The sequence below is a fragment of the Streptomyces sp. NPDC001889 genome, from assembly GCF_053594535.1.
Genome location: NZ_JBSFER010000007.1, coordinates 90,761 through 110,322, shown reverse-complemented (window position 1 = coordinate 110,322; position 19,562 = coordinate 90,761). Strand labels below are relative to the sequence as shown.

14 protein-coding genes are annotated in these 19,562 nt (G+C 73.7%); 9 read left to right on the top strand and 5 right to left on the bottom strand.

The annotated features are described in order from the left end of the window. Positions 1 to 3 precede the first annotated feature (3 nt). Positions 4 to 1,002: an ABC transporter substrate-binding protein gene (locus ACWCRA_RS09500; protein ID WP_351549207.1), complete on the bottom strand. Its 999-nt coding sequence runs from the start codon at positions 1,000 to 1,002 to the stop codon at positions 4 to 6. Positions 1,003 to 1,531: 529 nt separating this feature from the next. Between ACWCRA_RS09500 and ACWCRA_RS09495 the strand changes: the two genes are divergently transcribed. From ACWCRA_RS09495 to ACWCRA_RS09480, 4 genes are all read left to right on the top strand, one after another. Beyond that, positions 1,532 to 2,761, top strand: a complete 1,230-nt coding sequence (locus ACWCRA_RS09495; protein ID WP_351549208.1) for an NAD(P)-dependent malic enzyme — start codon at positions 1,532 to 1,534, stop codon at positions 2,759 to 2,761. Positions 2,762 to 3,084: 323 nt separating this feature from the next. After that, on the top strand, positions 3,085 to 4,047 hold the full coding sequence (locus tag ACWCRA_RS09490; RefSeq protein WP_451067185.1) for a zinc-binding dehydrogenase: 963 nt from the start codon (positions 3,085 to 3,087) through the stop codon (positions 4,045 to 4,047). A 61-nt stretch (positions 4,048 to 4,108) separates the two neighbouring features. Beyond that, complete coding sequence (locus ACWCRA_RS09485; RefSeq protein ID WP_351549212.1) at positions 4,109 to 4,318, top strand: helix-turn-helix domain-containing protein; 210 nt, start codon at positions 4,109 to 4,111, stop codon at positions 4,316 to 4,318. Beyond that, complete coding sequence (locus ACWCRA_RS09480) at positions 4,318 to 4,872, top strand: Clp protease N-terminal domain-containing protein (RefSeq protein ID WP_351549215.1); 555 nt, start codon at positions 4,318 to 4,320, stop codon at positions 4,870 to 4,872. The genes ACWCRA_RS09485 and ACWCRA_RS09480 overlap by 1 nt, the downstream gene beginning before the upstream one ends. A gap of 75 nt (positions 4,873 to 4,947) precedes the next feature. Here ACWCRA_RS09480 and ACWCRA_RS09475 read toward each other — a convergent pair whose 3' ends face one another. Together ACWCRA_RS09475 and ACWCRA_RS09470 are read right to left on the bottom strand one after the other, a co-directional pair. Further along, entirely contained in the window at positions 4,948 to 5,898 is a 951-nt protein-coding gene (locus ACWCRA_RS09475; RefSeq protein ID WP_451067184.1) for a helix-turn-helix transcriptional regulator, read from the bottom strand. 2 nt (positions 5,899 to 5,900) lie between these two features. Then, complete coding sequence (locus tag ACWCRA_RS09470; protein ID WP_451067183.1) at positions 5,901 to 6,884, bottom strand: DUF4097 family beta strand repeat-containing protein; 984 nt, start codon at positions 6,882 to 6,884, stop codon at positions 5,901 to 5,903. A gap of 164 nt (positions 6,885 to 7,048) precedes the next feature. Between ACWCRA_RS09470 and ACWCRA_RS09465 the strand changes: the two genes are divergently transcribed. Then, positions 7,049 to 7,852 carry a hypothetical protein gene (locus tag ACWCRA_RS09465; RefSeq protein ID WP_351549223.1) on the top strand — a complete coding sequence of 268 codons (804 nt, stop codon included), beginning with the start codon at positions 7,049 to 7,051 and terminating at the stop codon, positions 7,850 to 7,852. 389 nt (positions 7,853 to 8,241) lie between these two features. Here the strand turns inward: ACWCRA_RS09465 and ACWCRA_RS09460 are convergent, their stop codons facing one another. Continuing rightward, positions 8,242 to 8,427 carry a DUF6104 family protein gene (locus tag ACWCRA_RS09460; protein ID WP_351549225.1) on the bottom strand — a complete coding sequence of 62 codons (186 nt, stop codon included), beginning with the start codon at positions 8,425 to 8,427 and terminating at the stop codon, positions 8,242 to 8,244. A gap of 187 nt (positions 8,428 to 8,614) precedes the next feature. On the opposite strand from ACWCRA_RS09460, the gene ACWCRA_RS09455 reads away from it, so the two are divergent. The 4 genes from ACWCRA_RS09455 (at position 8,615) to ACWCRA_RS09440 (ending at position 15,406) form a co-directional block, all read left to right on the top strand. Then, complete coding sequence (locus tag ACWCRA_RS09455) at positions 8,615 to 8,968, top strand: CU044_2847 family protein (RefSeq protein ID WP_351549228.1); 354 nt, start codon at positions 8,615 to 8,617, stop codon at positions 8,966 to 8,968. After that, on the top strand, positions 8,965 to 10,953 hold the full coding sequence (locus ACWCRA_RS09450) for a VMAP-C domain-containing protein (protein ID WP_451067182.1): 1,989 nt from the start codon (positions 8,965 to 8,967) through the stop codon (positions 10,951 to 10,953). Before ACWCRA_RS09455 ends, ACWCRA_RS09450 begins: the two co-directional genes overlap by 4 nt. A 168-nt stretch (positions 10,954 to 11,121) precedes the next feature. Beyond that, positions 11,122 to 12,132, top strand: coding sequence for an AAA family ATPase (locus tag ACWCRA_RS09445; RefSeq protein WP_351549234.1), 1,011 nt, complete (start codon positions 11,122 to 11,124; stop codon positions 12,130 to 12,132). 4 nt (positions 12,133 to 12,136) lie between these two features. Next, complete coding sequence (locus tag ACWCRA_RS09440) at positions 12,137 to 15,406, top strand: SAV_2336 N-terminal domain-related protein (protein WP_451067181.1); 3,270 nt, start codon at positions 12,137 to 12,139, stop codon at positions 15,404 to 15,406. 284 nt (positions 15,407 to 15,690) lie between these two features. On the opposite strand, the gene ACWCRA_RS09435 is transcribed toward ACWCRA_RS09440, so the two are convergent. Beyond that, complete coding sequence (locus ACWCRA_RS09435; protein WP_451067180.1) at positions 15,691 to 19,560, bottom strand: multifunctional oxoglutarate decarboxylase/oxoglutarate dehydrogenase thiamine pyrophosphate-binding subunit/dihydrolipoyllysine-residue succinyltransferase subunit; 3,870 nt, start codon at positions 19,558 to 19,560, stop codon at positions 15,691 to 15,693. Positions 19,561 to 19,562 lie beyond the last annotated feature (2 nt).

Sequence of the window (19,562 nt, the reverse complement as noted above, 5' to 3'; positions counted from 1 at the left end):
GGGTCAGGAACCGCCGTTGATCCTGGCCTCGGTCACCGCGCCGTCGGCGACGCCCCACTTCTCCAGGACCTTCTTGTACTCGCCGTTCTTGATGATCACGTCCAGCGCGGCCTTGACCGCGTCCCGCAGCTGGGTGTTGTCCTTGGCGACCGCAATGCCGTACGGAGCCGCCTCGACCTGCTCGCCGACGGTCTGGAAGTCCTTGCCGCCGCCGGAGGTCTCCACCGCGTACGCGGCCACCGGGAAGTCGGAGGAGCCGGCGTCGCCGCCGCCTGCCCGCAGCCGGGTCTGGGCCTCCAGGTCGTTGTCGAACTTCTCGATCTTGATCTTGCCCTTGTCGCCGCACTTCTTGTTCTCGGCGTTGGCGAGGTCCTCGGAGACCGTGCCGCGCTGCACGACGAGCTTCTTGCCGCACAGGTCCGCCCAGGTCTTGATGCCCTGGTCATCGCCCTTCTTGGTGTAGATCGAGACGCCCGCGGTGAGGTAGTCGACGAAGTCGACGCCCTCGCCGACCTTCTTGCCGGTGTCGGCGTCCACGCCGTTCTGCCGGTCCTTGGTGTCCGTCATGGCCGACATGGCCAGGTCGTACCGCTTGGAGCGCAGACCGGTGACGAGGGTGTCGAAGGTGCCGTTCTCGAACTCGAACGTCACCCCCAGCTCCTTGCCGAGCGCCGCGGCCAGGTCCGGGTCGATGCCGACCGTCTTGCCCGAGTCGTCCTTGAACTCCACCGGCGGGTAGGCGATGTCCGATCCCACCTTGATGACGCCCTTGTCGCGTATCGCCTGGGGCAGCATGGCGTTGAGCTTGTTGCCGTCCCCCGCGGAGGCGGAGCCGCCGGCGCTCTCCTTGGCGCTCCCGCCTCCCTTCGACTCCGTCTGGTCGCCACAGCCGGTCAGCAGCATGGTGCCGGCGACCGCGATGGCGCCGACCGCGGCGAACCGGGAGTTGAGGGTCTTCCGGGTCTTCTTGGCGGTCTTCGGGCGCGTGATGCGTGCGGTCATGTCGAGGGTCCTCCGGCGTGTCAGAGAGCTGCCATTTCGTGGTCGTATCCCGATCGTGTCCTCGTCGTCGAGTGACACGACCTGGTGTGTTTTCGGCATCTTGCCATTCGGACCAGCCCAATCAGGGGGCCGTGCATGTCAAAATCGGGTAACGGGACACCCCCGACCACCGTGAACCGGTCAGGCAGCGCCGGACCATTCGCGGGAGTACGTCCTTCTGGCCGGAAGTTCTCCGGTCGGCGGAGGCTCACGGAGCAGATAAAGGGCACGTAGCCGACGTGTCCTGAAATCAGAGATGAGTTATGTCCGTATCGGGATATCGACTCGTCTCCGGCGGGCCCCGTCGGGTAAGAAGGACCCTTACACCCCTCATCCGGGGCTCAGGGCGCGTGTGCGGCGTGCCCGCGTGTTCACAGCACCTCCCCGCGGGCGGCAGGCCGTCGGAGCGGGGCATGGACACGGTGCCCGCCCACCCCTCCTCAACCAGGAGTGGCAACCCTCAACTGATGAAGACCTAAGGGGTCAACCAATGGCAGCGGAGATCGTCAATTCGCGCAGCGACCAGGACGGCGAGACCGACGGAGGCACGGAGAGCGCTCCGGCGGAGCCCTTCGATCCGGCCTTCGCGCTCCACCGGGGCGGCAAGATGGCCGTCCAGGCGACTGTGCCGGTGCGCAACAAGGACGACCTGTCCCTCGCGTACACACCCGGTGTCGCCCGGGTGTGCAGCGCGATCGCCGAGCAGCCGGAACTGGTCCACGACTACACCTGGAAGTCGCAGGTCGTCGCCGTCGTCACCGACGGGACCGCGGTGCTCGGACTGGGCGACATCGGACCGGAGGCATCGCTTCCGGTGATGGAGGGGAAGGCCATCCTCTTCAAGCAGTTCGGCGGCGTGGACGCGGTGCCGATCGCGCTCGCCACCACCGACACGGACGAGATCGTCGAGACGGTGGTGCGGCTCGCCCCCTCCTTCGGTGGGGTGAATCTGGAGGACATCTCCGCGCCGCGCTGCTTCGAGATCGAGCGCAGGCTCCAGGAGCGGCTGGACATCCCGGTCTTCCACGACGACCAGCACGGCACGGCCGTGGTGACGCTGGCGGCCCTGCGCAACGCCGCGCGGCTGACCGGCCGGGGCCTCGGCGATCTGCGCGCGGTGATCTCGGGCGCGGGCGCGGCCGGGGTCGCGATCGCGAAGTTCCTGCTGGAGGCGGGGCTCGGCGATGTGGCGCTCAGTGACCGGAAGGGCATCGTCAGCCGTGACCGCGACGATCTGACCCCGGTCAAGCGCGAGGTGGCGGAGCTGACCAACCGGGCCGGTCTCTCCGGCTCGCTGGAGTCCGCGCTGGCCGGCGCGGATGTGTTCATCGGGGTCTCCGGAGGCACCGTGCCGGAGGAGGCCGTCGCCTCCATGGCCCCGGGCGCGCTGGTCTTCGCCATGGCCAACCCGACCCCCGAGGTCCACCCGGACATCGCGCACAAGTACGCGGCGGTGGTGGCCACGGGCCGCAGCGACTTCCCGAACCAGATCAACAACGTCCTGGCGTTCCCGGGGATCTTCGCGGGCGCGCTCCAGGTGCGGGCCTCCCGGATCACCGAGGGGATGAAGATCGCGGCGGCGAACGCGCTGGCCGATGTGGTCGGCGACGAGCTGGCGGCGGACTATGTCATCCCCTCGCCCTTCGACGAGCGGGTGGCCCCGGCCGTGACGGCGGCCGTCGCGGCGGCGGCCCGTGCGGAGGGTGTCGCCCGGCGCTGACGCGTCGTCCTGCCGTGGACAGGTTGCGGGCCCGCCCTTGGGGGCGGGCCCGCGCTGCGTGGGGCGCGCGGGGGCCTTGCCGGAGTCCTTCCGGGGCCTTGCCCGGGTGCGGGGTTGCGGGTCCGGGAGCCGCTTCCGGGTGCGGGGTGCGGGGTTGCGGGTCCGGGAGCCGCTTCCGGGTGCGGGGTACGGCGTGGCGGGTCCGGGGGCCACTGCCGGGGGCGCGGTGCGGGGGCCGGGCCCGGAGTCCGTACCGGGGGCGCGGTGTGTGTCACACCCCGGCGCCGTTCCGTCACCGGCGGTCCGGATCTAGGGTGCGGGACATGTTCGCCGCCTACGCCGCACGCATCGACCCCGACGCCCCCCTCGACGGCCTGGAGCTGGGCGAGCGCCCGGCCCCGCCGGACCGCCCCGGCTGGACCACCGTCACCGTCCGGGCCGCCTCCCTCAACCACCACGACCTCTGGTCCCTGCGGGGTGTCGGCCTCCCCGCGGAGCGGCTGCCGATGATCCTCGGCTGTGACGCCTCGGGCACCGACCCGGACGGCAACGAGGTGGTGGTGCACTCCGTGATCGGCCAGACCGGGCACGGGGTCGGCCCGGACGAGCCGCGCTCCATCCTCACCGAGCGCTACCAGGGCACCTTCGCCGAGCAGGTCTCCGTACCGTCCTGGAATGTGCTGCCCAAGCCGGCGGAGCTGTCCTTCGAGGAGGCCGCCTGTCTGCCCACGGCCTGGCTCACCGCGTACCGGATGCTCTTCACCAACGCCGGGGTGCGCCCCGGTGACACCGTGCTGGTGCAGGGCGCCGGCGGGGGAGTGGCGACCGCCGCGATCGTGCTCGGGAAGGCGGCCGGACTGCGGATGTACGCCACCAGCCGCGACGAGGCCAAGCGGGAGCGGGCGCTCGGGCTCGGCGCCGAGGGTGTGTACGCGCCGGGGGAGCGGCTGCCCCGCCGGGTGGACGCGGTGATCGAGACCGTCGGCGCGGCGACCTGGTCGCACTCGGTCAAGTCGCTGCGGCCCGGCGGCACCCTGGTGATCTCCGGCGCGACCAGCGGCGACCGGCCCTCGCACGCGGAGCTGACCCGGATCTTCTTCCTGGAGCTGAAGGTGGTGGGCTCGACCATGGGCTCCCGGGACGAGCTGGCCGATCTGCTCTCGTTCTGCGCGGCGACCGGGGTGCGGCCGGTGATCGACGAGGTGCTGCCGCTGGAGCGGGCCCGGGACGGGTTCGAGCGGATGGCGGGCGGGGGGCTGTTCGGGAAGGTGGTGCTGACGCCCTGAGCCTCCCGCCGGATGTCAACTCTGGTTGACGAGTCATGGGTGTCAATGTAAGTTGACACCCATGACTGAGGCAACGGATCTCGCCGCGCGGGCGGGTGACCGCGACCCGAGGGTCGGGCTGCGCGCTGTCGCCGCCCTGCGCCGGCTTCTCGAACGGCTCGAAGCGGTCCAGGTGCGCAGTGCCCGTGGTCAGGGCTGGTCGTGGCAGGAGATCGCGGCCGAACTGGGAGTCAGCCGGCAGGCCGTGCACAAGAAGTACGGGAGGCAGTGATGTTCGAACGGTTCACCCAGGACGCCCGGGACGCGGTCAAGGGGTCGGTTGCGGTCTCCGAAAGGACCGGTGCGGGCGAGGTCACCGAGGAGCATCTGCTGCTGGCGATGCTCGAACAGCCGGGAACCCGGGTGTCCTTCGCCTTCTCCGCCCTCGGTGTCCTGGACCGGCGCTCCTCCCTGGAGCGCGCGCTCGCGGAGGCCAGGGGGCGGGCGGGTCTCTCCCGCTCCGACACGGAGGCGCTGGCCGGCCTCGGTATCGACATCGGCGAGATCGTCTCCCGGGTGGAGCGGGCCCACGGCCCCGGCGCGCTCCGGCCGCCGAAGCGCGCCAGGCGCTGGTGGAACAGCCCCTTCACCCCCGAGGCCAAGGACGTCCTGACGTGCTCCCTGCGGATGGCCACCGGCCGGGGCGACCGCCGCGTCGGCGGCGAACATCTGCTGCTGGCCCTCACCGCCCGGCCCGGTGTGGTCGCGGAGACGCTCGCCGACCACGGCGCCACCCATGAGGCCGTACGGCGCGCGCTGTACGGGGAAGGGGGCGGGGAGCGGTAGCGAGACGGCCCGGGCCCCGCGCCGCCGTGCGCGCGGGCCGGCCCCGGTGGCCGGTGCGCGCGCACGTCCGGGCCGCTATCGGCCCTCGGGTCGGCCCTCGGGCTTGAGCAGCGCCCCGAGGATGTCCTCGGCCGCCGTGGCCAGCCGGCGGCGCGCTTCGTCGAGCCGGGCCTCGGTGACGCCGTGGTCACGGGCCGCGTCGCGGATGTCGTCGCGGAAGCGGTCCAGCAGCCGGTCCAGATCGCGGGCCGGGTCGCCGGTGGGCGGCGGCTCCTCACCGGGCCAACCGTGCGCGGGGGTTGTTCCGGCCGCTCCGGGTGCCGGGCCCGCCCCGGGGGCGGCGGGGGCGTCCCGAGCGGGCGGCGGCGGTGTCCTCGTCAGACCGGAGAGCCGCTCCGTCAGATCGGAGAGCCCCTCGCGGAGCCCGGTCGGCCAGTCGCCCCGGGTGAAGTGCCCCTGCACCTGGTCCTGCACCTGCTTGGCGATCCGCTGCATCTCGTGCCGCGCCTTCTCCTGCGCCTCCCTGGCCTGGCGGCGCGCCTGCTGGGCGTCCTCCCTGGCGCGGCGGGCCTGCTCCTGCCACTCGTGGGTGACCTTGCGCCACTCCTCCTTCTCCGCCTTCTCCGCGCCCGGGGAGGTCCGGGTCCGGTCCGCCGCGGCCCGCATCTCGCTGCGCAGCTTGCCCGCCGCGCCGCGCACGTCGTCGCGGATCTCCGCCGCCAGTTCGGAGACCGACTCGCGGATCTCCAGCTCCAGATCGGCCAGCTCGCCGCCGCGCCCGGCCAGCTCCGCCCGGCCCGCTTCGGTGATCGAGTAGACCTTGCGGCCCCCCTCGGTGGCATGGGTGACCAGGCCCTCGGCCTCCAGCTTGGCCAGCCGGGGGTAGACCGTGCCGGCGGAGGGCGCGTACAGACCGTGGAAGCGCTCCTCCAGCAGCCGGATGACCTCGTACCCATGGCGGGGGGCCTCGTCCAGAAGCTTCAGCAGATACAGCCGCAGCCGGCCGTGCGCGAATACGGGAGGCATGGTCAGAGCACCTTTCCGGAAGGGCCGGCGGGGTCGGCCGGACCGGCCGGTCCGGCTGTGCCGGGTGTGTCGGGGGAGTCGCCGTCCGGCGCCGGGGCGGGGCCCGGGGCGTCGTCGGAGGGTCCCGGGGTGCCGGGGTCCTCGGCCGGGGGCCTGCGCAGCAGGGCGATCGAGCCGGAGACGGTCGTGGCCCGCAGGGTGCCCGTGCCCGCGCCCAGCCGCCCGGTGAGCCGCTTGGAACCCCAGGTGCCGCTGACCTTCAGGCTGTCGAAGGCGTTCGACAGCGAGCCGCTGGCCGTGTTCGCCTCCACCCGGGCGTCCGCCGGGTGCGGCAGCCGGACGGCGACCTCGCCGGAGACCGTGGTCAGCCTGATGTCCGCGGGGGCGCCCGGCGCGCCGTCGGCGGCGAGATCGATCAGCATGTCCCCGGTGAGCGACTCGGCCCGCACCCGCGAGCCCACCCCGCCCTCCATCACGGTGAGATCCCCCGACACCGAATGGCAGCGCAGCCCGCCGGTCACCGACTGGGCCTCCACGTTCCCCGACACCGTCTCGGCGCTGACCTCGCCGGACAGCCCCATCAGCGTGGCGTCACCGCTGACGCTGCGGACGGAGGTCCGGCCGCGGATACCGGAGACCACCACTCCGGCGCCCACCGCGTGGATCTCCACGGCCCACGAGGAGGGGACCGTCAGCGTGACGGTCGCCTCGCGCCGCCACTCCGCGCGGTCGAGCAGCTTCGTCCACTCCTTCCAGGGCAGCTCGCCATGGGTCACGCCCAGCGCGCCGCCCTTCCGCGTCACGATCAGCGGGGGGCCCTGGAGGCGGGAGACCTCCAGGCGGGCGGGGCCCTCGTCCGTGCCCACCACGTTCACCGTGCCGCTGACGACCCGCACTCGGAGTGCCGTCACTGCCGGCAGTGCCGTTACCGGTTCGTCGAAGGTGAGCTTCCCGGGCTCGGTGACCTCCCACGTCGACTCTGTCATCACGCAGCCCTTCCGGCCGGACCCGACGGATTCACGGGACGCAACATATCGCGTCTCATGGGCAATACGATATATCGCGAGTGGGTGGTGTCAAGGGCCCGGCCGGCCGCGATGGAGTGACCAAAAGGCGCCATACAGGGGCAAACTGCCCTAGCGTGAGGCTCATGAACGCGACACCCGTGGGCGCGCTGCTGCTCTGCCGGGCCGAGCCCTCCTCCGTACGGCCCGCGGCCCACCTCCTGCGTGAGCAGCAGCTGCTCGCCCCGGCGGGGGACGACTGGAGTGTTCTCGTCCCCGAGGGACGGCCCTGGCGGGAGGCCGCGGAGCCGGTGGACCGGGTGCTCGGCGGATGGGCGTCCGCCGTCGCCGTCGCCACCAACCGGCCGGTGCTGGCCCTGTGGTGGGACGCGGACCGCGCCGGGTTCACCCTCGCCTCCGGATTCCGGCGGCCCGTCGGGTACGTCTGGCTCACGGACGGTACCCCGGTCGGCGAGGCGGAGGCGATGCACACCTTCGCCGCGCGTCTCGGGCTCGACCCCGTGCTGGACGTGCAGTCCCTGGACCCTCTCACCCGGCCCGACGGCGAGGCCGACGCCCGCGCCCGGCTGCTGGGTCTGGTGGCGGTGCTCAGCAGGGCGGGGCTGCGGCTGCCGCCCGGGCTCCTCCCCGGCGAACCGGGCGGGAGACTCCGGGCGACCGCCCGGGCGCTCGGCGCGGAGACCGTGGAGTGGGCGGGGTGGCGCGACGCCGTGCGGGCGGAGTTCCAGGCCGTGGAGGAGGGGCTGGACCACTGGCTGCGGGACCGGGAGGACCGCGCCAGGACGCTGGGGGCGGTGCAGCTGGCCGTGGGGGTGCCGATCGGGGTCTACGGGGTGGTTCGGAGGAGTCCGGGGTGGGTGGCTGCGGGGGTGGTGCTCGTCGCCAATGGGGTTGGTGCTTTTCGTGGGGGGGTTTGGGGGGGTTCGTAGGGTGGGGAGGGTGGTGCCTGCGGGGGCCTGTGGGGCGGGACGGGCTGAGATTGTGCGGGTTGCCTGTGGCACAGGGTCCGTCCTCAATCGCCGGACGGGCTGGTCAAGCCCAGCCTCACCGGCGAGCTGAGCCGCACCACTCCATCCCCGTCGGCGGTTGAGCCGCGTCACCCCAGCCCCGTCGGTGACCTGAGCAACTCAAGCCTCGCCGGCGTTTGAGGCGCGGGGGTTCGGGGGCCGGCCCCCGACCGTGGCCCGCGGGGTGCGGGTTGCCTGTGGTGCGGGGGCCGTCCTCAAGCCCCCCCCGGAGCCGCCTCTGGGAGGTGCCCCCGGACGGGCTGGGTTTTGCCCGGGCTCCCTGTGGCGCGGGACGCGCCGGGTGGGGAGGGTCAGTCCTCTTCGTCGTCCTCGTCGTCCAGACGCGCCAACCACGTCGCCAGCCGCTCCACCGGCACCTCGAAGTCGGGATTCAGATCCACGAACGTGCGGAGCTGCTCGGCGAGCCACTCGAAGGAGACCTCCTCCTCGCCACGCCGCTTCTCCAGCTCCTCGATGCCGCGATCGGTGAAGTACACAACATGCTCCCGGGACGGATGGGGGACTACCTCCCCAGCCTACGGCGCGCCCCCCTCCCGCCCGGCAACCGGGCGGACCGGAACGCGCCATTGCCTCCGTCGCCGTTCGAAGCGGGCCCGGTCGCGGGTACGTACTGGGTAGCCCGCCGCCGACAGCGGAGGCGGGCACCCGAGGGCGGGGGAATCCGTGAGCGGACACGTCCAGCGGATCGAGCTCCCCGGGGGTGCCGTGGTGCACGCCCGGCTCACCCCCGCCGGCGGGGGATACGGCGAGGACGACGAGGACGTCGGCGTCGCCGAGCGGGCCGCCGCCCGGGTGCGGCAGCTCGACGAGCTGATCCGGGGCGTGGGCGCCGCCGTCCTGGACGCGGCCTCCGCCGCCGGGCCCGACGAGGCGAGCGTCTCCTTCGGGATCGAGCTGACCGCGAAGTCCGGCGCCGTCCTCGCCGTTCTCGCGGCGGGCGAGACCAAGGCGTCCGTCCATGTCACCCTGGTCTGGCGCCGCCCCGGCACGCCCGCGGCACCGGAGTTCCCGCCGTGAGCGAATCCGACGCCGTCATCGAGGCCCTCGCCCGCGCCGCCACCGTCCGCCTCCACTCCGCCCGCCCCGACGAGCCGGGGCTGTGGGGCACCGGCTTCTTCGTCGCCCCCGGCTGGGTGCTGACCTGCGCCCATGTCCTCGCGCCCCATCTGAGGTCCGACCGGACCCGGGTCTTCTCCGTCAGCGGCAGCGAGGTCAACGGCGGCGCGCCCCTCGAAGCCCGGCTCGGCCACTGGCTGCTCGACGGCGACCCCCGCCCCGAGCAGCGCATCCCGGTGGAACAGGACCTCGCCCTGGTCCGGGTGGCCGCGGACGGCGCCGCGCACGAGTGCGTCTGGCTGACCGACCGGACCGACCACCCCGGCGGGCGCGGCATCGTCCAGGGCTACCGCCCCGACGAGGACCGGCGCGCGGTCCGCTGGCAGGCCGCCGCCCGGATCAACGGCTTCGACGACGACTACGGCCTCCGCTTCCGGCCGGAGGCCGAGTTCCCCAAGGGCGGCTCCGGGTCTCCGGTGCTCGACGCCCACACCGGTGCCGTCATCGGCGTCCTCAAGTCCCGGCGCACCGGGCGCGACGGCGGGACGGCCGTCGCCTGCACCGCCCTGCGCCGCTTCGGCCCCGCCTACCAGGTGCTGATGGCCGCCCACGACGGCTGGCACGGCCGTACCCCGACCGTCGGAGGGCACCACTGGACCGAGCGCCAGCACCAGTTGCCCGGCGCGGGCGTGCACACCGGCGGCGACCAGTGGAGCCCCCGGGACCGGCGGGCGGCGCTCGCCCTGCTGGCCTCGGTGCCGCCGCCCGAGGGCATCCGGCCCGTCGCCGAGCTGGCCCGCAAGGCCCGCGGCGGGATCGCCGCACCCCCCGGCCAGCTGCTCCCCCACGCCTGGCGCGACGGCCATGGACTGCTCTACGAGGCGGGGCAGCCGGTCGCCGCCATCGCGGCCCTGCACTACCTCCAGCTCGTCGTGGAGTACGAGCGGACCCGCGGCGGCGAACCCGCCGCCCTCGCGGGCTGGGTGGCCCGCCGGCTCCGGGAGGTGCCGCCGATCGTGCACACCGTGGTCACCCAGGCCACCCTGCCGCCCGGGCTGGTCCCGCCCGCGGTGCCGGGCGGCGGTCCCGGCGGGCGGGCCGTCGTCCGCTACCCCCGGCCCGCCGACGGCTCCGCCGTCGTCATCGTCGAGCTGGAACCCGTGATCCACACGGCCGCCCCCCGCTTCTACTGGCGCATCCGCGTCGACGACGGCCACGACCTCAACGAACCCCTCCACGAGGAGCAGACCGGCGACGGCACCCCGCCCGACCGGCTCGTCCGGCGGCTGCGCGGACCGCTCGCCGAGGTCTTCTCCTCCGTCGACGCCCCCGGCGCGCCCGCCCCGCTGGAGGTCGCCCTTCCCGTCGACCACTTCGACACGGCCGTCCACCGCTGGCAGCTCACCGAGATGGCGCGGCTGCACCACGCGGCGTATGTGGGTGTACGCCGGATGGTGGTCCTCCGCGATATCGCCCGTCGCGGCGCACCCGATCCCGTACGGGTCCGCCGATGGCGGGCGATGGAGCGCGCGGGGGCGCTCACCGCGCTGCGCACGCCCCCGTTGTCGCAGGTCCCCCGGGCCCGCCACTTCGAGGACACCGGGGCGTCGGCGGTGCCGGTGCTCTGCCGCCCCGCGAGCCGGGGCGTCGGCCGCCGGGCCATCGGCCTCGCCCTGGACGCCGGGCACGGGGTGGTCCTCTGGCACACCGACGGCCACCCCGACCACGGCTGCACCGACTTCTGCGAGCGGCTCCACGACGGCGCCGCCCGCTTCCTCGAACAGGCGGCCGATGTCCTGGAACTCCCCGACCGCCTCCGCCGGGTCAGGGACGACATCAGCGGATCGCACAACGGGGGCCACTGGGCGGAGGGCGTGGCCCTGCTCTACGACGACCCGGGCCGCCCGCTCCCCACCGACACCGGCGGACCGGTGGACTCCCCATGAGGCGGCCATTCCGGATGCGGATCTCCGGGAATCCCGCCGGACCGCCGCCCCCGCGCACCGGGCGGCGGACGAGAGACCGCCGCCCGGGCCATTGGGAGCCCGGAGCCGTGGGTACATATCCGGCGTTGCCCGCCACCGGTCCACCCGGCCGTCACTGAGGAGCGAGCGATGGACGACTGGCTGATCTACCGGGGCGCCGGAGCGCCGGACCCCGACCGCATCCGCACCCTCCCGCCGCCCCCGCCCTGGCGCGTCTTCTCCGGGGAGCCGCTGCCCGACCCCGCGCCCCCCATCGACGCCTCCTCCACCCGCAGACTCGGCGCCCGCGTCGGCGCCCCGCCCGCCCAGGACGCCCGAGCCCTCGAACTCATCAACGCCGCCCTCTACCTGCGGCGCCCCCTCCTCGTCACCGGCGAACCCGGCTCCGGCAAGTCCACCCTCGCCCACTCCGTCGCGTACGAACTCGGCCTCGGCCGGGTCCTCCAGTGGCCCGTCGTCAGCCGCACCGAGCTGAAGGACGGCCTCTACACCTACGACGCCATCGGCCGCCTCCAGGACGCCCAGCTCGCCGAGCGCGAGCAGCGCGAGCCCGACGACATCGGCCGGTACATCAGACTCGGGCCGCTGGGCACCGCGCTGCTGCCCACCGAGCGGCCCCGGGTCCTGCTCATCGACGAACTCGACAAGAGCGACATCGACCTCCCCAACGATCTGCTGAACGTCGTCGAGGAGGGCGAGTTCGCCCTCCCCGAACTGGAGCGCACCGCCGACCGGCCCGGCCACGCCGAGGTCCGCGTCCTCACCCACGACGGCCGCCGGGTGCCGGTGCGCGGCGGCCGGGTGCGCTGCCACGCCTTCCCCTTCGTGGTGATGACCAGCAACGGCGAACGCGACTTCCCCGCCCCGCTGCTCCGCCGCTGCATCCACCTCCACCTCGACCCGCCGCGCGACGAACGGCTCGCCGCGATGGTCCAGGCCCACTTCGGCGCGGGCGCCGACGAAGGGAACCTCGATCTGATCGGCCGGTTCACCAGCGAGGACGGCGACGGCGAACTCCGCCCCACCGATCAGCTCCTCAACGCCATCTACCTCACCCAGCACACCGTGCGCAGGGACCCGGCCCGCCGCGAGGAGATCGCCGGACTGCTGATGCGTCCCCTCGACACCCGGCAGCGGTGACCCGGTGCCGCCCCCGCCCCCGCCTCAGCGGGCCCCGGCCGCACCCCTGACCGCCCTCGTCCGGCGGCTGCGCGAGGCCGAACTCGACCCCACCGCCGAGGAGCTGGCCGACGCCCTCTGGCTCGCGCGGTACGCACCCCCGGCCCCGCCGCCCGGCCCACCGCCCCCGGACCCGGCCGACGGCCCGCCCGCCGACACCGAACCCGCCCTCGCCACCGGACCCGAACCCCCGCTCGCCCCCGCCCACCCCGCCCTGCCCGCCCCCCGCGCCCGGATCGGGCTCTACGCACCCGCCCGCTCGGCCGGCCCCGGCGGGCTGCTCCCCGGCGGCGGACTGCGCCGCGTCCCCGTGCCCGTGCCCGCCGCCCTGCCCGACGCCCCCGCCCTGGAGCGCTCGCTCCGCCCCCTCCAGCGCTACCACCCGCCCATGCGCCCCGTCCGCCGCGAACTCGACGAGACCGCCACCGCCGACCACGCCGCCGACACCGGGATCGTCGTCCCCGTCCTCACCGGCGCCCGCCGCCGCGAGGCCCGGCTCGCCCTCGTCATGGACGAGTCCAGCTCCAACGCGGTTTGGGACGGAGCCCTGGAGGAGCTGCGCCAGGTCTGCGAGCGCTCCGGGGCCTTCCGCGAGATCGCCGTCCACCGCGTCCGCCCCGGCCGTCCCGTCCCCGCCCAGCTCGGCGACCCCACCGGACGGCAGCTCACCCTCGTCCTCAGCGACTGCGCGGGCCCGATGTGGCGCAGCGGCCGGATGCAGCGGCTCCTCCACACCTGGGCGTCGACCGCGCCCGTCGCCGTCGTCCAGCCGCTGCCCCAGCGGATGTGGGACCGCACCCATCTGCCCGCGCGCCCCGGGCTGCTCCGGCGCCGCGAGGGGCCCGCCGGGCGGCTGGAGTTCACCCCGCAGCGGGGCGCGGCCATCACCCGGGGAGTGCCCGTGCCGGTGCTCGCCCTGCGCCCCGGCTCCTTCGAGTCCTGGACCCGGCTGATCGCCGGCGCCACCGGCCAGAGCCTGAACGCGGCGGGCGCCGTCGTCCTGCGCCGCCACCCGGCCGCCCCGCCCCGCCGGCACGACGGGGCACCGCTCACCCCCGCCGAACGGGTCCGGCTCTTCCGCCGCACCGCCTCACCGGCCGCCGCCCAGCTCGCCGTCCATCTCTCCGCCGTACCGCTGACACTGCCCGTGATGCAGCTCGTCCAGCGCGCCATGCTGACCCGCAGCGGCCCCGACGTCCTCGCCGAGGTGCTCCTCAGCGGACTGCTCCGGCGCGAGGACACCGCCCCCGGCGACCCGGGCGACGACCCCGGCCCCGCCTACGCCTTCCTCGACGGGGTACGGGAGGAACTGCTCGGCCGGCTCGGCGCGGGCAGCGCCGCCCAGGTGCTCAAGCACTGCTCCGAGTACGTCGAGTCCCGCTACGGCCGCACCGCGCGGAACTTCCCCGCCATCGCCGCCGCCTTCCTCGCCGGCTCGGTCGACCCCCGGCCCTCCGTGCCCGGCAGCCCCGGGAGCCGCAGGCTCTGGCCCTTCGCCCAGGTCTCCGCGCAGGTACTGCGCCGCCTCGGCACCCCCCGGCCCACCGCGATGCCGGGCCCGCTGCCGCCGGAGGGCCCGGCCGGTCTCGCCGCCCGCGCCCGCGTCTGTCTGGCGCACTTCGGCGAACACGGCACCGTGCGCGACCTGGACACCGCGATCGGACTCCTCGGCTTCGCCGCCCAGGCCGAGCGGCGCACCACCCGGCGGGCCTCCCTCTACGACGAACTCGCCGACGCCCTGCTCCGGCGCTGGCTGGTGCGCCCGCTGCCGGAGGATCTGCCCGAGGCCCTGGACGCCGCGCAGAACGCGATCTCCGGCGGCCCGCCCCGGGCCCAGCTCACCCTGGCGCGGGTGCTGGAGGCGATGGCGGAGGATGTCGCCGCCGGGCGGCTCAGCGCGAAGCTCGTGCCCGAGTGGGCGTGGGTGCAGGCGGGCGACGAACCCGGGCCCGTCGCCGCCGTGCTGCTGTCGGCGGCCGACACCAGTCTCGCCGAACTCACCGCCGCCGCTTCGGGCGCGTCCGGCGCGCTGCGGGTGACCGCGGCCGCCACCCGCGTCCGGGTGCTGCGCAGGCTCGCCGTCCTCGGCGCGCCCCACGCGCTGCGCGGGCCGGCCGCGCCCGGGGACTGGTTCACCCGGGCGATGGAGACCGCCGTCGGCGCCGTCCAGCTCCTCCTGGACGAGGGCGCAGGCGACGAGCCCCCCGGGACGCGGGCCGGGGAGCGGCACGAGTCCGCGCTGCTGCTGCGCGGCGGGCTCCTGCTGGAGCTGGCCCGCCACCACCGGGGCGAGGGGCCCGTCGAGCCCCGCGAGAAGGACCCGGCCGCCTCCCGGGCGTACGCGGAACGCGCCGGGGACGATCTGCACGCCGGGATCGACGGGATCGACTGGGACGACGTCGACCGGGGCGAGCTGTGCGGCGCCTGGCTCGACTACGCCGACGCCATCGAGTTCCAGCACGAGCACCCCGACGACGACACCCGGCTGCGCATCCTCCAGGCCCTGGACCAGGCCCGGCGCACCGCCGACCGGGACGAGGAGACCCGGGCGCACATCCTGCTGCGGATGGCGGGGCTGCTGGAGCAGCGGTACGCGGCCACCGGGAGCTGGACCCACCGGGACTCGGCGATCGCCGCCTGGACGGAGGCGCTGCCGCTGCTGCCCCGGTCCGACCCGGGGCGCGCGGCGGTGCTCACCGCGCTCGGGCGTCAGCTCACCGAGCGCGGGGTGGACAAGGACGCGCCGGCCGATGTCCGCACGGCGGTACGGCTGCTGCGTGCCGCGATCACGGAGACGGCGGCGGGCGATCCCGAGCTGCCCCTGCGCCGGGCGCTGCTCGGGCAGGCGCATATCGAGCGGTTCCGCGCGGAGGAGACGACGTCCGACCTCCAGGAGGCCGACTGGCTGCTGGGAGCGGCGGCGCGGGGAGCCGCCGACCCGGAGCTGGCGGCGTACGCCTGGTGGTACCGGGCGCTGGCGGCGGCGCTGCTGGGCCTGCGGACCGGGTCGGGCGCGCGGCTGCGGATGGGGGTGGGGTATGCGCGGCGCGCGGGGTGGGTGGAGGCGGTGGTGACGGCGCAGTGGGTGAGGGCGGGGAGGCTGGAGGGGGTGGCGGGGCCGGAGCGGGCCCTGGAGGAACACCGTGCGACGCTCGCCCTGCTGGACCCCGCCGCCCACCCGGCCCTGGCGGACCTGATCCACCAGGAGATCACTCGTCTGGAGTCCTCGTCCTGACCTCTGGGGTGATGTGCCGAGGACGGACCCTGTGCCACAGGGCCCCGCATCCCGCGGGCCTCGGTCGGGGGCCGGCCCCCGAACCCCCGCTCCTCAATCTCCCCCAGAGCTGCCTCTGGGAGGTGCCCCCGGAGGGGCTTGGGTTGCGCAGGTTGCCGGGAGGGCCGGGGTGGTGCGGCTCCATCGCCGGAGGCGCTGGATTTCGTGCCTCGGGGCTCCTGGTTGGGGCGGGGGTGGACGAAGGGCCGGCACCACCAGGTGCCGGCCCTTCGAGGGGGAGCGGGTCAGGCGTCGAAGACCTCTTCGACGAGCTGCTGCTGCTCCGCCTGGTGCCGCTTCGCCGACCCCACCGCCGGCGACGACCCATGCGGCCGCGAAATCCGCCGCAACCTCTCCCCGTGCGGAATATCCGCGCCGACCGCCAGGTCGAGATGGTCGATCAGGTTCAGCGCGATGAACGGCCACGCCCCCTGGTTCGCCGGCTCCTCCTGCGCCCACAGATACTTCGCCGCGTTCGGGAACTTGGCGATCTCCGCCTGGAGCTCCGCCCCCGGCAGCGGGTACAGCCGTTCCAGCCGGATGATCGCCGTGTCCGTGACACCGCGCTTCTTCCGCTCGGCGTCCAGGTCGTAGTAGACCTTGCCGGAGGTGAAGACGACCTTCCGCACGGCCGCCGGGTCCACCGACTCGTCACCGATCACCGGACGGAACCCGCCGGTGAGGAACTCGTCCACCTTCGACGCCGCCGCCTTCAGCCGGAGCATCGACTTCGGGGTGAAGACGATCAGCGGCTTGTGGTGCGGGTTGTGGACCTGCCAGCGCAGCAGGTGGAAGTAGTTCGACGGCAGCGTCGGCATCGCGACCGTCATGTTGTTCTGCGCGCACATCTGGAGGAACCGCTCGGGCCGCGCCGAGCTGTGGTCCGGGCCCTGGCCCTCGTACCCGTGCGGCAGCAGCAGGGTCACCCCGGAGGTCTGCCCCCACTTCTGCTCGGCCGACGAGATGAACTCGTCCACCACGGTCTGCGCGCCGTTCACGAAGTCACCGAACTGCGCCTCCCACATGACCAGCGCGTCCGGCCGGGCCAGCGAGTAGCCGTACTCGAAGCCCATCGCCGCGTACTCGCTGAGCAGCGAGTCGTACACGTTGTAGCGGGCCTGCTCCTCGGTGAGGTAGAGCAGCGGGGTGTAGTCCTCGTTGGTCTCCTGGTCGACCAGGACCGCGTGGCGCTGGCCGAAGGTGCCGCGCCGGGTGTCCTGGCCGGAGAGCCGGACCGGAGTGCCCTCCATCAGCAGGGAGCCGATGGCCAGCGTCTCGCCCATGCCCCAGTCGATGGTGCCGTCCTCCACGGAGGCGGCGCGCCGCTGCATCTGCGGCATCAGCCGCGGGTGCACCGTGACATGGTCCGGGATGTTCACCTGGGACTCGGCGATCCGCTTCACGATCTCCTGGGAGATCGCGGTGGTCACCGCCACCGGGAACTCCGCCTGCGGGTCCGGGACCAGCGCGGGGGCCGGGTGGCTGGTGGCCTCGCGGACCTCCGCGAAGACCTTCTCCAGCTGCCCCTGGAAGTCCTGGAGCGCCTGCTCCGCCTCTTCCAGGGTGATGTCGCCGCGGCCGATCAGCGACTCGGTGTACAGCTTGCGCACCGAGCGCTTCTTGTCGATCAGCGCGACCATCTGCGGGTTGGTGAACTGCGGGTTGTCGCCCTCGTTGTGACCGCGGCGGCGGTAGCAGATGAGGTCGATCACCACGTCCTTGTTGAACGTCTGGCGGAACTCGAAGGCGAGCCGCGCCACCCGGACGCAGGCCTCCGGGTCGTCACCGTTCACATGGAAGATCGGCGCCTCGATCATGCGGGCCACATCGGTGGCGTACATGGAGGAGCGCGACGACTCCGGGGCGGCGGTGAAGCCGACCTGGTTGTTGATCACGACATGCACGGTGCCGCCGGTGCGGTAGCCCCGGAGCTGCGACATGTTCAGCGTCTCGGCGACGACACCCTGGCCGGCGAAGGCCGCGTCGCCGTGGAGGGCGACCGGCAGGACGGTGAAGTCCGTACCGCCCTTGTTGATGACGTCCTGCTTGGCGCGGGAGACACCCTCCAGGACCGGGTCGACCGCCTCCAGGTGGGAGGGGTTGGCGACCAGCGAGACCTTGATCTGCTCGCCGTCGAGCCCGGTGAAGGTGCCCTCGGCGCCCAGGTGGTACTTCACATCGCCGGAGCCGTGCATCGACTTCGGGTCGAGGTTGCCCTCGAACTCGCGGAAGATCTGCGCGTACGACTTGCCGACGATGTTCGCCAGGACATTGAGCCGGCCGCGGTGGGCCATGCCGATGACGACCTCGTCCAGGCGCGACTCGGCGGCGGAGTCGATGACCGCGTCGAGCAGCGGGATGACGGACTCGCCGCCCTCCAGCGAGAACCGCTTCTGGCCGACGTACTTCGTCTGGAGGAAGGTCTCGAACGCCTCGGCGGCGTTGAGCCTGCGCAGAATCCGCAGCTGCTCCTCGCGCTCGGGCTTCGAGTGCGGGCGCTCCACCCGGTCCTGAATCCACTTGCGCTGCTTGGGGTCCTGGATGTGCATGAACTCGATACCGGTGGTCCGGCAGTACGAGTCGCGCAGCACACCGAGCACATCGCGGAGCTTCATCAGCGACTTGCCGGCGAAACCGCCGACGGCGAACTCGCGCTCCAGATCCCACAGGGTGAGCCCGTGCTCGGTGATGTCCAGGTCGGGGTGCTTGCGCTGGCGGTACTCCAGCGGGTCCGTGTCGGCCATGACATGGCCGCGCACCCGGTAGGAGTGGATCAGCTCGAAGACCCGGGCGGCCTTGGTGACGTCGTCGTCGTGCGAGGCGTCGATGTCCTTGAGCCAGCGGACCGGCTCGTAGGGAATCCGCAGCGCCTCGAAGATGTCGTCGTAGAAGCCCTCCTCGCCGAGGAGGAAGTTCGCCACGACCCGCAGGAACTCGCCGGAGGCGGCGCCCTGGATGACCCGGTGGTCGTAGGTCGAGGTCAGCGTCATGACCTTGGCGATGCCCAGCTTGTTCAGGGTGTCCTGGGAGGTGCCCTGGAACTCGGCGGGGTAGTCCATGGAGCCGACGCCCATGATCACCGACTGGCCGGGCATCAGCCGGGGCACGGAGTGGACCGTGCCGAGGCCGCCGGGGTTGGTCAGCGAGACGGTGACGCCGGTGAAGTCGTCCATCGTCAGCTTGTTGCCGCGGGCGCGGCGGACGATGTCCTCGTACGCCTGCCAGAACTCGAAGAAGTTGAGCGTCTCGGCCTTCTTGATCGCCGCGACGACGAGCTGGCGGTCGCCGTTGGGCTTCACCAGGTCGATGGCGAGGCCGAAGTTGACGTGCTCCGGCTTGACCAGGGTCGGCTTGCCGTCCTTCTCCGCGAAGGAGTAGTTCATCGCCGGCATGGCCTTGAGGGCCTGCACCATGGCGTAGCCGATGAGGTGGGTGAAGGAGACCTTCCCGCCCCGGGCGCGCTTCAGGTGGTTGTTGATGACGATGCGGTTGTCGAAGAGCAGCTTCACCGGGACCGCGCGCACGGACGTCGCCGTGGGCACCTCCAGCGAGGCGTTCATGTTCTTCGCCACGGCGGCGGAGGGGCCGCGCAGGGTCACCAGCTCGGGGCCCTCGCCGCTCGCCTTGGCCGGGGCGGCGGCGGGGGCCGCCTTCGCGGCGGGCTTGGGCGCGGGCGCGGCGGGCGCGGCAGCCGGGGCGGGGGCCGCCTTCGCGGCGGGCTTCGCCGGAGCGGCGGCCTGCGGCGCGGGCGCGGCCTTGGCCGGAGCGGCCGGGGCAGCCGCGGCCGGAGCGGCAGGAGGCGCGGCGGGGCCCGCGCCATTGCCGGCCGCCCGGGGGGCGGGCGTCGCGGGCGCTGTGGCCTGCGGCGTCACGGGAGCCGCCGCGGGGGTGCCCTCGGCGGGTTCCGCCCCGGTGGCGGCGGTGTTCTTGGCACCGGGCTTGTAGTCGGCGAAGAAGTCCCACCAGGCTCGGTCGACCGAATTCGGATCCTGGAGGTACTGCTGGTAGATCTCGTCGACGAGCCACTCATTGGGGCCGAAGGCAGCGGCAGGATCGATGCCCTGCGCGCTTTGGTCGGTCGGAGTACTGGAGTTACTGGGGGACTGAGACGACACGG